This is a genomic window from Streptomyces sp. NPDC034049 (genome assembly GCF_055575575.1).
Genome location: NZ_JBVISJ010000002.1, coordinates 112,419 through 125,416, shown reverse-complemented (window position 1 = coordinate 125,416; position 12,998 = coordinate 112,419). Strand labels below are relative to the sequence as shown.

The following is a 12,998-nucleotide window of genomic DNA, read 5'->3' as shown; positions in this document are numbered from 1 at the left end:
GCCGGGTTCTTGCCGATGGAGCACCCCGCCTGTTCCCATGGTCGTGGGGTGATGGTGCATGAGCGGACTGCGCGTCATACCGACCTGGCGCCATGGACAGCAGCGCCTGTACGTGTGCCGGACCGATGGGAGGAACATCGCCTGGTACGACCGTGAGGCGGGCCGGGTGAACCTCCTCAGCGAGGAGCTGAGAGAGGACGTGATGGCCGTCCTCCGCCCCTTCGTCACCGGCCCGGTCACCGTGGGGCCGCCACCCGTGCCGACCCCCGCCGAGCTGGCCCGGCTGAGTCTCCCCCCGGACGACGACCTCGCCCCCAACCGGCCCGGCGAAGCCCTGCTGATCTCCCTCGAGCGCGCCCCCGGCCCGCCACACCGGCTGCGCCCCGACCCGCGCCGCCGGGCCCTGGCCGCCGAGCGGACCGTCGGCGACGCGCTGGACCGGCTGGAGGGCGCCGGCTGGCACACCCTGCACTCCGTGCCGCTGCCCGGCGGCGACCGCATCCACCATCTGGTCGTCGGCCCCGGGGGCCTGTTCTGCGTCCGCTCCGTCCACGCCCGCAGGCAGCGCGTCGTCGTCACCGACCCCATGGTCGCGGTCGGCCGGCACGAACCCCGCGCGCTGCTGCGCGGACTCCGCGCCGACGCCGACCGCGCCTCCTACGCCCTGACCGCCGAGGTCCGTCCGGTCCTCGCCCTCGCCGAACCCTCCTCCGTCGCGGTCACCACGCCGCTGCGCGAGGTACGCGTCCTGCGCGACACGGACCTGGCCGAGCTCGCCCGCGCGGGTGGGGTGCTGAAGCCGGCGGACGTGGAGGGACTGCACGCGATGGCCCGCGACCGGCGGACGTGGACACGGGTGTAGACCGGGTGCGGGTGCGGGTGCGGGTGCGGGTGCGGGTGCGGGTGTTGGGCGTTCGGGCTGCGGCGGTGGGTGTGCCCGGCGGTGGGCCGCGTCAGGGCAGGGGGTGCGCGGCCTGCGGGTCCAGGAGGGGTGCCAGCAGATCGCCGTGGTCCTGGAGGCGGGGCGCGATGTCCGGGGCGCGGAAGACCAGCCGGCCGGGGGAGGCGCACTCCTCGACCTCGGTCCAGGTCACCGGCGCGGAGACGGTCGGCTCGGGACGGGCCCGCAGGGTGTACGGCGCGGCCGTGGTCTTGCGGGCGGCGTTCTGGCTCCAGTCGACGAAGACCTTGCCGGGGCGCAGACTCCGGGTCATCCGGTGGACGACCCGGCGGGGCATCGCCTGCTCCGCCTCGACGGCGAGTTCCTTGGCGTACTCCGAGACCCGCTCCGAGGACGCCCCGCGCACCGCCGCCAGCAGATGCAGCCCCTTCGACCCGGACGTCTTCGCGTAGACCTCGATCCCGTCCGCCGCGAGCCGCTCCCGCAGCCAGCAGGCCACCTCGCAGCACTCGACGACCGTCGCGGGCGACCCCGGGTCCAGGTCGAACACCAGCCGGTCGGCCTCGTCGGAGGTGCGGACGGTCCACTGCGGTGTGTGGAACTCGGCGACCAGGTTCGAGGCCCACATCAGGCTCGCCAGGTCCTGGACCAGCACCATCCGGGCCGGCCCCTCCATCCGCCGGACCTCGGCGGTGGTGACCCAGTCCGGGGTGCCCGGCGGCACGTTCTTGGTGAAGAAGACCTGGCCGCCCGGCCCGTCCGGGTAGCGGAGGAAGGAGACCGGGCGGTCGCGCAGGTGCGGCAGCAGGGCGTCAGCCGTCGTGGCGTAGTAGTGCAGCAGCTCCCCCTTGGTGAAGCCGGTCGCCGGGTGGAGGACCTTCTCCAGATTGGAGAGGGCGACCCTGTGGCCCTCCACCTCGGTGATCGGCGTCATGGAAGCCAGAATCCCATGATTTGACGAGAAAAGGGGCGGAGTGCCCGGCGTGTGGAGGCGTGCGTGCCCGGCGTGTGGAGGCTGGTGTGCCGGGCGTGTGGAGGCTGGTGTGCCGGGCGCGTGGAGGCCCGCGCGCCCGGCGTTCCGCTCCCCGCTCAGGCGCCCACGTACGCCGCCAGGTGCTCGCCGGTGAGGGTGGAGCGGGCCGCGACCAGGTCGGCCGGGGTGCCCTCGAAGACGATCCGGCCGCCGTCGTGGCCGGCGCCGGGGCCGAGGTCGATGATCCAGTCGGCGTGCGCCATGACCGCCTGGTGGTGCTCGATGACGATCACCGACTTGCCGGCGTCGACCAGCCTGTCGAGCAGCCCGAGCAGTTGCTCCACGTCGGCGAGGTGGAGACCCGTGGTGGGCTCGTCGAGCACGTAGACCCCGCCCTTGTCGCCCATGTGGGTGGCCAGCTTCAGCCGCTGCCGCTCACCGCCGGAGAGCGTGGTGAGCGGCTGCCCCAGGGTGAGGTAGCCGAGCCCGACGTCCGCCATCCGCTCGACGATCCGGTGGGCGGCCGGGGTGCGCGCCTCGCCCTCGCCGAAGAAATTCTCCGCCTCGGTCACCGACATCGCGAGCACCTCGCTGATGTCCCGCCCGCCGAAGCGGTACTCCAGCACCGACGCCTCGAACCGCTTCCCCTCGCACTCCTCGCACGTCGTGGCGACGCTCTGCATGATCGCCAGGTCGGTGTAGATGACCCCGGCGCCGTTGCAGGTGGGGCAGGCGCCCTCGGAGTTGGCGCTGAACAGCGCCGGCTTGACCCCGTTGGCCTTGGCGAAGGCCTTGCGGATGGGGTCGGCCAGCCCGGTGTACGTCGCCGGGTTGCTGCGCCGGGAGCCGCGGATGGGGGTCTGGTCGACCGACACCACGCCCTCCTCGCTCGGGATCGAGCCGTGGACCAGCGAACTCTTCCCGGAACCGGCCACACCGGTGACGACGGTGAGCACGCCGAGCGGGATGTCGACGTCCACGTCCTGGAGGTTGTTGGCCGTCGCGCCCCGGATGGCCAGCGTGCCCGTGGGCTTGCGCACCGTCTCCTTCAGCGCGGCCCGGTCGCCGAGATGACGTCCGGTGACGGTGTCGCTCGCCCGCAGCCCCTCCAGGGTGCCCTCGAAGCAGACCGTGCCGCCCGCCGTACCGGCGCCTGGACCGAGGTCCACGACATGGTCGGCGATGGCGATCGTCTCCGGCTTGTGCTCCACCACCAGCACCGTGTTGCCCTTGTCGCGCAGCCGCAGCAGCAGGTTGTTCATCCGCTCGATGTCGTGCGGGTGCAGCCCGATGGTCGGCTCGTCGAAGACGTATGTGACATCGGTGAGCGAGGACCCGAGGTGCCGGATCATCTTCGTCCGCTGCGCCTCACCGCCGGAGAGCGTGCCGGAGGCCCGGTCCAGCGAGAGGTAGCCGAGGCCGATCTCCACGAAGGAGTCGAGCGTGAAGTGCAGCTTGGCGAGCAGCGGCGCCACCGACGCGTCCTCGATGCCGCGCGCCCACTCGGCGAGGTCCCGGATCTCCATGGCGCAGGCCTCGGCGATGTTGAGCTTGCCGATCCGTGAGGAACGGGCCAGTTCGCTGAGCCGGGTGCCCTCGCAGTCGGGACAGACGGCGAAGGTGACCGCCCGGTCCACGAAGGCCCGGATGTGCGGCTGCATCGACTCGCGGTCCTTGGAGAGGAAGGTCTTCTGCAGCTTCGGGATCAGACCCTCGTACGTCAGGTTGACCCCGTTGACCTTCACCTTGGTCGGTTCCCGGTACAGGAAGTCGTGCCGCTCCTTCTTGGTGTACTTCCGGATCGGCTTCTCCTTGTCGAAGAACCCGGACTCGGCGATGACCCGTACGACCCACCCGTCCCCCGTGTAGGTGGGGATGGTGAACGGGTCCTCGGACAGCGACTTCGAGTCGTCGAACAGCTGGGTGAGGTCGATGTCGGAGACCGTGCCCCGGCCCTCGCAGTGCGTGCACATCCCGCCGGTGCGGCTGAACGTCACCTTCTCGGTCTTGGTCTTGTCGGCGCCCCGGTCGACCGTGAGACCGCCGCTCGCCGAGACCGAGGCGACGTTGAAGGAGAACGCGCCGGGCGGGCCGATGTGCGGTCTGCCGAGCCGGCTGAAGAGGATGCGCAGCATCGCGTTGGCGTCGGTGGCGGTGCCGACGGTGGAGCGCGGATCGGAGCCCATCCGCTGCTGGTCCACGGTGATCGCGGTGGTCAGCCCGTCCAGCACGTCCACCTCCGGGCGGGCCAGGTTCGGCATGAAGCCCTGGAGGAAGGCGCTGTAGGTCTCGTTGATCAGCCGCTGCGACTCGGCGGCGATCGTGTCGAACACCAGCGAGCTCTTCCCCGAGCCGGAGACCCCCGTGAAGACGGTGAGCCGGCGCTTGGGGATCTCGATGCTGACGTCCTTGAGATTGTTCTCCCGCGCCCCGTGCACACGGATCAGGTCATGGCTGTCGGCGGCGTGCGGCCCGGGAGCCTGCGCCCGCGTCCGCGCGCTCGTGGGCTTGGTCATCGTTCCTCCATCTGTCGGGCGGGGCCGCGTCCACGGCGACCGCCGGTGTCGCCCGTCCGCTTCCGGTCCGCTGGGCCCGGCGGCGCCGAGACCAGGTCTCCCGGGTCCGTTCAGGTCCGGGTCCGGGTCCGCCGGAACAGTCCGCTGCGTACGGTACGTGCGAGGGGGCGCCGGAGGCGCGTGTTCCGCGGGTCAGCCGGTGCTGCCGCGTGGTCGTGCGGTCCCCGGCTCTCAGACCTCGTGGACGCGGATCAGGTTGCCCGCGGCATCGCGGACGGCGAAGTCACGGACGCCGTACGGCTGCTCCGTCGGCTCCTGGACGATCTCCGCGCCGTCCGCCTCCAGCCGGGCGAAGGTGCCGTCGAGGTCGGCCGTCCTTGCGCACCTCGAAGCCGAGGACGTCGCGGTAGAGGGCGAGGGAGGCGTCCGGGTCGGTGTGCGGGAGGAAGCTCGCGCTGATGGTGAGGTCCATGACTTTCACGCTAGGCGCGCCCCGCCCGCCGGCGCTTCTCGAATCCTGACCGGTCGGGTGGTCGGGTGGTCGGATCGCCGGGTGGTCGGGTGCTCCGGAGTGTGCCGACGGTCGACGGGCAGGGGCGGCGGGTCGGCGTTACGGTGTGGACAAACCGGAAGCAGGGACCCGAAAGGTGCGTGCTGCCCCGTGCGATCCATCTGGAACGGCGCCATCTCCTTCGGCCTGGTCAGCATCCCGATCAAGCTGGTGAACGCGACCGAGAGCCACTCCGTCTCCTTCCGCCAGGTCCACCTGGAGGACGGCGGCCGCATCCGCTACCGCAAGGTCTGCGAGCTGGAGGACCGCGAGGTGACGCAGGGGGAGATCGGCAAGGCGTACGAGGACGCGGACGGGACGATGATCCCGATCACCGACGAGGATCTCGCGTCGCTGCCCATCCCCACGGCCAAGACGATCGAGATCGAGGGCTTCGTACCGGCGGAGAGCGTCGATCCGCTCCAGGTGGACGCCGCGTACTACCTCGCGGCGAACGGGGTGCCCGCGGCCAAGCCGTACACCCTCCTCCGTGAGGCGCTCAAGCGCAGCGGAAAGGTCGCCATCTGCAAGTTCGCGCTGCGCGGGCGCGAGCGGCTGGGGATGCTCCGGGTGGTGGACGACGTGCTGGCGATGCACGGTCTGCTCTGGCCGGACGAGATCCGTACGACCGAGGGGGTCGCGCCCGACGCGGGTGTCACCGTCCGCGACAAGGAACTCGACCTGGCGGACGCCCTCATGGACACGCTCGGCGAGGTCGACCTGGATTCCCTCCACGACGACTACCGCGAGGCGGTGGAGGAACTGATCGCGGCGAAGGCCTCCGGCGAGGAGCCGCCGAGTGCTCCGATGCCGGCCGCGGAGGGCAAGGTCCTCGACCTCATGGCGGCGCTGGAGAAGAGCGTGCGCGAGGCCAAGGAGTCCCGGGGCGAGGACGTCGAGGCCGACGTCACCCACCTCGCGTCCCGGCCGACGCCCAAGCAGTCGCCCGGCAAGAAGTCCACGGCGTCCACGGGCGGAACGGGCAGGAAGACGGCCGCACCCAAGAAGTCCACGTCCAAGTCGACCCAGCCGACGAAGAAGGCGGCCACGAAGAAGCAGACGCCCAGAAAGACGGCGGCGACGAAATCGACGAAGTCGTCCACGGCGAAAACCGCAGCGAAGAAAACCCCCGCAAAGAAAACGCCCACCCGCAAACGCACGGCGTGACCGACCGACGAGCGAACAGAGCCGCGACAGGCCACCACCATCCATCCGCCCACCGCCGAGGCCTGCGCCGCAGCTCCTGCGCCGCAGCTCCTACGCCGACGCCTCGCGCCGAGGCCTCGCAGCGGAGCCCCCTGTGCTGCCGCACTCCGCTGAGGCCCTCGCTCTGACCCCCTCGCTCTGCCCCCCTCGCTCTGCCCCCCTCGCTCTGCCCCCTCGCTCTGACGCCCCGCGTCGCCGTCCCCGCGTCGCCGTCCCCGCGTCGCCGTCCCCGCGTCGCCGTCCCCGCGTCGCCGTCCCCGCGTCGGGACCCGGGCCGGAGGGCTGCTCCACGGGCCGGGACTGCCGCCGGCTCCCCTTCGCTGTCCGGCGGCCCTCCCGCCGCTGAGCCACTCGTCCGCCGCCCCCCGTGGCCGGTGGTGTCCGCCCCGCCCGGAGGGCTACGTGCGGCGGAGGGCCAGGACCGCGTTGTGGCCGCCGAAGCCGAAGGAGTTGGTGAGGGCGAGGTCGCCGTCGGCCGGGAGCGGGCGCGGCGCGCTGGTGACGACGTCGAGCGCGATGGCGCGGTCCTGCTCGGCGCAGCCGATGGTCGGCGGGATGAGCCCGTGATGGAGCGTGAGCGCGGTGGCGAGCGCCTCCACCGCCCCGGCCGCCCCCTGAAGGTGCCCGAGGTGCCCCTTGAGCGCCGTCACCGGCACCCGGCGCCCCGACAGCACCGCCCCCAGCGCGTTCGCCTCCGCCAGGTCACCGTCGACCGTGGCGGTGGCATGCGCGTTGACGTGGACCACGTCCGAGGGCGACGCCGCCGCGTCCTCCAACGCCCGCCGCAGCGCGAGCGCCACCCCCGCCCCCGACGGATCGGGCGCGGCCATGTGGTGCGCGTCGGCGGACAGCCCCCACCCCGCGGCCTCGCAGTAGACCCGGGCCCCACGAGCCCGGGCGTGGTCCTCCGCCTCCAGCAGCAGGAACCCCGCCCCCTCCCCGTTCACGAACCCGTCCCGGTCCTTCGCGAACGGCCGCGACGGACTCGCCCCACCACCGTCCAGCCCGTGCCGCGACAGCGCCCGCATCGCCGCGAAGGACGCCATGATCGCCGGCGTCACCACCGCCTCCGCGCCGCCCGCGAGCGCCATGTCCACCCGCCCGTACCGGATCCGGTCGACCGCCTGCCCGATCGCCTCGGTCCCGGAGGCGCACGCACTGGTGACGGTCCGCGCCTCCCCGGTGATACCGAGGTCCAACGAGATCTGCGACGCCGCCTGCGAGGGCACGCACATCGGCGTCGTGAGCGGCGAGACACCGCGCGGCCCCCGGTCCCGCAACTGCCGGTCGCCGGCCACGAGCACCGACGCGTCCCCGAGGATCGCCCCGGCGGACACCCCGACCCGCCCCGCGTCGACCCCGCTCTGCGCCGTACCGCCGGGCGGGAGGCCCCCGTCCCGCCACGCCTCCCGCGCCGCCAGTACGGCGAACCGCGCGGCCCGGTTCATACGCCGGGCCCGGGGCCGGGGCAGCAGCTCGGCGGGATCCACCGGCACCGTCCCCGCGACCCGCACGGGTAACCCCGCGAACTCCTCCCCGTCCAACTCCCGTATCCCGCAACGCCCGTCCAGCAGGCCCTGCCACAGCTCACCCACGCCCACCCCGAGCGGAGTGACGGCCCCCAGCCCCGTGACGACCACCCGACGCCCCACCGAGTACGACATGCGCCCTCCCCAACCTGCTGGCCCCGCCCGATCCTCCTGTTCCAGAGATAGTTCCCGCTTCAACTGCTAGGACGCACTCGGGGAGGGTGTCTCACAGGCGCGCTCGAGCGGGCAGCACAGCACCGCATGAGCCGCAGCGCCGCATGAGCAGCAGCGCCGCATGAGCCGCAGCGCCGCATGAGCCGCAGCCCCTCGCGACGCCGCAGCCCCTCGCGATCCGCAGCGCACCGAGCGCCCCCGCGCACCGAGCACCCCCGCGCACCGAGCGCGCTCCTGCGCACTGAGCGCGCCCCCGCGCACCGAGCGCCGCAGCGCGCATCGCGCGCCACTCCGCTCCGCCCGCTCAGAGCACCTTCGCCCGCACCAACGCCGAGAGGACGAGCGTGCCCGGCAGGAGGGGCAGCCAGACGGTGAGCACGCGGTAGCCGATGACCGTGGTGGTCGCCAGGGTCGCCGGCGCGCCGAAGGCGACCAGGGTGAAGACGAGCGCCGCGTCCATCGGCCCGAGGCCGCCCGGCGCGGGCACGGCACCGGCGGCCGTACTGGCGACGAGGTAGGCGAAGAGCATCTGCGGCCAGGACACGGACAGCCCGAGCGAGGAGCCCACCGACGCGACCACGGCCCCCTGGCACAGCGGGAAGGCGGCGGCCCCGCCCCACAGGGCGAGCGCGCGGACGGGCCGGCCGTGCACGATCCGGGTGTCGGTGAGGGCGGACCGCAGCCCTCCGATCAGGGGACGCCGCAACGGCCGTACGGTCGTGATCAGTGTGACCACGGCGGCGAGGCTGACGCCGGTGATCGCGCCGATCAGGGCGAGCGTCTCGCCCTTGGGAAGGAGTTCGGTCAGGCGCAGCGTGCCCGGGAAGGCGACGACGAAGGCGACGATCACCAGCGTCTTGGCCACGGGTTTGACCGCCGAGTACAGGGCGAGCGAGGACGTGGCCCGGGCGAGGGGGATGCCCCGGCGCCGCAGGAAGCGCAGGACGACGGCGTGGGCGCCGATGTTGCCCGGCAACGCGTGACCCGCCGCCCCGGCCGCGAACTGCGTCGCCAGCAACTGGCCCGGCGGCAGCCGTTCGGGCACCGCGCCCTGCCGTACGCACGCGGAGGCCACCGAGCACAGGGCGGTGAAGAACACCCCGGCCAGCAGCCACCGCGGATCGGCCGACGCCAGCCGTACGGCACCGCCGTGCACGGTCCGCCAGTCGACCGCCGCCCAGATGCCGAGCATCACCAGCGGCAGCATCGTGAGCGCCAACCGCAGCCGTCGGCCGTTGGCGGGCGTCCGGGCGGGAAGCAGCGCCCGGAGCCTGCCGGGCAGAAGAGCCACGAGCCGGGCCGGGTGGGGACCCGTGGGACAGGAGGGATCGGGATCGCAGGGGGTGACGGGGTCGCAGGGAGTGACGGGGGCGCGGGGGGCGACGGGGTCGTGGAGGTCGAGGGAGGGGCGCGCCGAGATGTGGCCGGGAAGCGGCGTCGGCTCAGGCTCAGGCGTCGGCTCCGGCGCAGGCTCCGCGTCAGGCGTGAGGGCGCGGGGCGGGGAGGCCGGCACCGGCGGGTCCATGGGACGGGCCGGGCTGGGTATCAGGGTGAGCGGATCGGGGACCGGAGGCGGGGTGGGCCGCGAGGGGGGCGGCGCGTCGAGCGGGAGCGGGAACAAAGGGCACGTCGTCCTTCCGCGTCGCGTCGGTACGGCGGGGGACCGCGCCGACGGAGGCAGGGCAAGTCAAGAACGAAGGGAACCCCAGGACCGTTCCCACCCCAAATGACTCCCCGGTATGCACCCCTCGAACTCCTGCCACCGAGAGAACGACGACACCGCGTCCGAACAGCGACTCCGCCGCCGAGACCCGCCCGCACCCCCCATCCCACATGAGACACAAGTCACTCTCGGTCCCCCGCGGAGGGACCCCACACCCCCCTGCGCCACCGAGTGCAAAGCCACCCGCCCCCGTCCCCGCGCAAGCCGTCCCGCCCCGCCCACTCAAGCCCCGCCCACCCCCAACCTCCCCACCCGCCCCACTCCACCCCGCCGTTGTGATATGCGTCACCCAAGGTCTAGGGTTGTAGCGCCTGGCAGGCGGCCCGTGGGTGCGTCCGGTGGCGGGGTGCGGCGGGTCGTGCGCAGGTGAGGGAAGTGATCCCGTTGTCCGTCTCCTGGGACGACATCGGCGGTCTCGTCGATGCCCATGAACGTTTCCTCGCGGGCGCGCACGTCGACTCCGACGTCCGTGACCCGGTCCTCGACTCCTGGAAGCGCTGCCGTTCCGCCGGCCTGGAACCCCACCGGCTGCTGGTCCCCTTCGTGCCGGACCTGGCCATGGAGGATCCGTTTCTGCGCGCCGCCGACCCGGTGCTCACCCGGCTCACCGCCTCCCTCGCGCACGTCAGCATGACCGTCGTGCTCTGCGACGGACAGGCCCGCATGGTCCAGCGGCACGGCGGCGACCGCCGGCTCCTCACCCGGCTCGACGAGGTGAACTTCGCCCCCGGCTTCTGCGCCTCCGAGGCCGCCGCCGGCACCAACGGAGTGGGCACCGCCCTCGCCGAGCGGCAACCCGTCCTCGTCCTCGGCCGGGAACACTTCGCCGACTGCCTCTCCCCGTTCGCCTGTGCCGGCGCCCCCATCCGCAACCCGCTCAGCGGCCGCGTCGAGGCCGTCCTCGACCTCACCTGTCTGCGCGACGACGGCGACCCCACCATGCTGCGGCTCGTCCAGGACGCCGCCCACGACATTGAGGCCGCCCTCCTGGAACAGGCCACGGAACGCGAACGCGCCCTCCTCGCCGCCTACCGCCGAGCCGCCCGCGCCACCGCGGGCCCCGGCCCGGACGCATTTCCCAGCACATCCGGTCCCGCTTCCGCTTCCGCATCCGTATCCGCCGCGGCCCCGGGCACCGCCACCTGGCCCCGCCAACCCGAGCGACCCCCCTGGCCGTCCGACGGCGAGGCCCGGTACGCCGAGACCCTCGGCCGCGTCGACCTGGCCGTCCTCCGGGAGAAGGCCGAGGAACTCATCGCCTCCCCCCACCGCACCCTCGACGAGGTCACCCTCTCCGGCAACCGCGTCGCCACCCTCCTGCGCCGCCCGATCATGAGCGAGTCGGGCGAGACCGGCGTCGTCGTCGAGGCCCGCGTCCTGGGCGGCCCCCACATCCGCCACACACAACTGGCCCCACCCTCCGAAGCCCCGCCGACACACCCCCGCCCGCACCGCCCCGCATCCGCGACGGCCCCCCGGCCCCTCCCTCCCCCCACCAGAACCCAGCCCCCCGCGCCGTCCCTCACCTCCACACTCACCCCCCGATCCGCCCCCACCCCCACCCCGTCATCCCCGACCGTCCTCCTCCGCCCCGGCCCCCGCCCGACCCCCACACCCCCACCGCCCCACCCCGCCCCGTACGAACCCACCCCGCCCGAACCCGACGCGCCCCCCGAAACCTCCACCCCCGACGCCTGGCTGCTCCTCATCGGTGAACCCGGGGTCGGCCGCCTCGCCGTCCTCGCGCGTCGGCGCCTCGAACTGCTGCACGACGCTGGAGTCCGCATCGGCACCACGCTCGACGTCACCCGTACCGCGGAGGAACTCGCCGAGGTCGCCGTCCCCCGGTTCGCCGACTTCGCGGCCGTGGACGTGCCCGTCTCCGTCCTCCTCGGCGACGAGCCGGAGCCCCTCGGATCCGGCACCCGGCTGCGCCGGGTCGCGCTCGGCGCCGTGCACGAGGAGTCGCACCTGTACGAGGTCGGGGACCCGGTGCGCTACGTCCCCTCCACCCCGCAGGCCCGCAGCTGGGAGACCGGCCGCTCGGTGCTGGAACCCGTCCTCGCGGAGGCGGGCGGCTGGCTCGCCCAGGACCCCGCCCGGCTGGAGCGCGCCCTCGCCGCCGGCATCCACTCCCTGATCACCGTGCCGCTGCGGGCACGCGGCGCGACCCTCGGCGTCGTCAGCTTCTACCGCTCCGAGCAACCCGCCCCGTTCGAGGACGACGACCTGTCGCTGGCCCAGGAACTGGTCGGCCGCGCGGCCATCTGCATCGACAACGCGCGCCGCTACACCCGCGAGCACAACACCGCCCTCGCCCTGCAACGCAGCCTGCTGCCGCGCGGCCGCCCCGAGCAGAGCGCGGTCGACGTCGCCTACCGCTACCTCCCCGCCCAGGCGGGCGTCGGCGGCGACTGGTTCGACGTCATCCCGCTCTCCGGCGCCCGGGTCGCCCTCGTCGTCGGCGACGTCGTCGGCCACGGCCTGCACGCCGCCGCGACCATGGGCCGACTGCGCACCGCCGTCCACAACTTCTGCGCCCTCGACCTGCCCCCGGACGAACTGCTCACCCACCTCGACGACCTCGTCGGCCGCCTCGACCGCGGCGAGGGCTGGGCGGTGGAGAACACCCACGAGGACTCCGGCATCGTCGGCGCGACCTGCCTGTACGCGGTCTACGACCCGGTGTCCCGACACTGCGCCCTCACCCGCGCCGGGCACCCGCTGCCGGTGGTGGTCGCCCCCGACGGGACGGTGGAGTTCGTCGACCTGCCCTCGGGACCGCCGCTGGGCCTCGGCGGCATGCCCTTCGAGACGGTCGAACTCGAACTGGCCGAGGGCAGCCAACTGGTCCTCTACACCGACGGCCTGGTCGAGGACCGCCACCGCGACATCGACACCGGCCTCGACATGCTCCGTACCGTCCTGGCCCGCCCCGACCGCGCCCCCGAGGACACCTGCGAGGCCGTCCTCGACGCCCTGCTCCCGGCCCGGCCCAGCGACGACGTGGCCCTGCTCGTCGCCCGCACGAACACGCTGGGCCCGGAGCGGGTCGCCCAGTGGGACCTGCCCAGCGACCCGGCGGTCGTCTCCCGCGCCCGCGAGGCCGTCACCGGGCAGCTCGCCGCCTGGGGCATGGACGAACTGGCCTTCACCACCGAGCTGGTGGCCAGCGAACTCGTCACCAACGCCATCCGCCACGCCACCGGCCCGGTCCAGCTCCGCCTCCTGCGCGACCGCGCCCTGATCTGCGAGGTCTACGACGGCAGCGGCACCTCACCCCGGCTGCGCCGCGCCCGCACCGAGGACGAGGGCGGCCGGGGCCTCTTCCTCGTGGCCCAGCTCACCGAACGCTGGGGCACGCGCTACACCCCCGACGGCAAGACCATCTGGACCGAACAGCCCCTGCCCCGACCGTGATCGCGG

Annotated in this window: 7 protein-coding genes and 1 pseudogene; 3 read left to right on the top strand and 5 right to left on the bottom strand. The window is 73.5% G+C overall.

Going from position 1 to position 12,998, the window contains the following annotated elements; translation table 11 throughout:
* Positions 1 to 58: 58 nt before the first annotated feature.
* Positions 59 to 862 (top strand): nuclease-related domain-containing protein, encoded by an 804-nt coding sequence (locus ACZ52C_RS05340; protein ID WP_469073507.1) that lies wholly within the window; start codon positions 59 to 61, stop codon positions 860 to 862.
* Between the two features lie 91 nt (positions 863 to 953).
* Here the strand turns inward: ACZ52C_RS05340 and ligD are convergent, their stop codons facing one another.
* The 3 genes and pseudogenes from ligD to ACZ52C_RS05325 all read right to left on the bottom strand — a co-directional run bounded on the left by ligD (position 954) and on the right by ACZ52C_RS05325 (position 4,862).
* Positions 954 to 1,835 carry a non-homologous end-joining DNA ligase gene (gene ligD, locus ACZ52C_RS05335; RefSeq protein ID WP_469073506.1) on the bottom strand — a complete coding sequence of 294 codons (882 nt, stop codon included), beginning with the start codon at positions 1,833 to 1,835 and terminating at the stop codon, positions 954 to 956.
* Positions 1,836 to 1,990: 155 nt separating this feature from the next.
* Positions 1,991 to 4,390 carry an ATP-binding cassette domain-containing protein gene (locus tag ACZ52C_RS05330; RefSeq protein ID WP_469073505.1) on the bottom strand — a complete coding sequence of 800 codons (2,400 nt, stop codon included), beginning with the start codon at positions 4,388 to 4,390 and terminating at the stop codon, positions 1,991 to 1,993.
* Between the two features lie 231 nt (positions 4,391 to 4,621).
* Positions 4,622 to 4,862: pseudogene (locus tag ACZ52C_RS05325) on the bottom strand (VOC family protein).
* 189 nt (positions 4,863 to 5,051) lie between these two features.
* Here ACZ52C_RS05325 and ku point away from each other — a divergent pair.
* Positions 5,052 to 6,107 carry a non-homologous end joining protein Ku gene (ku, locus tag ACZ52C_RS05320; RefSeq protein WP_469073504.1) on the top strand — a complete coding sequence of 352 codons (1,056 nt, stop codon included), beginning with the start codon at positions 5,052 to 5,054 and terminating at the stop codon, positions 6,105 to 6,107.
* Positions 6,108 to 6,544: 437 nt separating this feature from the next.
* Here ku and ACZ52C_RS05315 read toward each other — a convergent pair whose 3' ends face one another.
* Complete coding sequence (locus ACZ52C_RS05315; protein WP_469073503.1) at positions 6,545 to 7,810, bottom strand: beta-ketoacyl-[acyl-carrier-protein] synthase family protein; 1,266 nt, start codon at positions 7,808 to 7,810, stop codon at positions 6,545 to 6,547.
* 343 nt (positions 7,811 to 8,153) lie between these two features.
* A complete protein-coding gene (locus tag ACZ52C_RS05310; protein WP_469073502.1) occupies positions 8,154 to 9,470 on the bottom strand; it encodes a lysylphosphatidylglycerol synthase transmembrane domain-containing protein in 1,317 nt (438 codons plus the stop codon).
* Positions 9,471 to 9,947: 477 nt separating this feature from the next.
* Between ACZ52C_RS05310 and ACZ52C_RS05305 the strand changes: the two genes are divergently transcribed.
* Positions 9,948 to 12,992, top strand: a complete 3,045-nt coding sequence (locus ACZ52C_RS05305) for an ATP-binding SpoIIE family protein phosphatase (protein WP_469073501.1) — start codon at positions 9,948 to 9,950, stop codon at positions 12,990 to 12,992.
* Positions 12,993 to 12,998: the final 6 nt, after the last annotated feature.

Bases quoted from the DNA above. Each gene is read 5' to 3' on its own strand.
- ACZ52C_RS05330 (WP_469073505.1), bottom strand. From the start codon at position 4,390: ATGACCAAGCCCACGAGCGCGCGGACGCGGGCGCAGGCTCCCGGGCCG.
- ACZ52C_RS05340 (WP_469073507.1), top strand. From the start codon at position 59: ATGAGCGGACTGCGCGTCATACCGACCTGGCGCCATGGACAGCAGCGC.
- ligD (WP_469073506.1), bottom strand. From the start codon at position 1,835: ATGACGCCGATCACCGAGGTGGAGGGCCACAGGGTCGCCCTCTCCAAT.
- ACZ52C_RS05315 (WP_469073503.1), bottom strand. From the start codon at position 7,810: ATGTCGTACTCGGTGGGGCGTCGGGTGGTCGTCACGGGGCTGGGGGCC.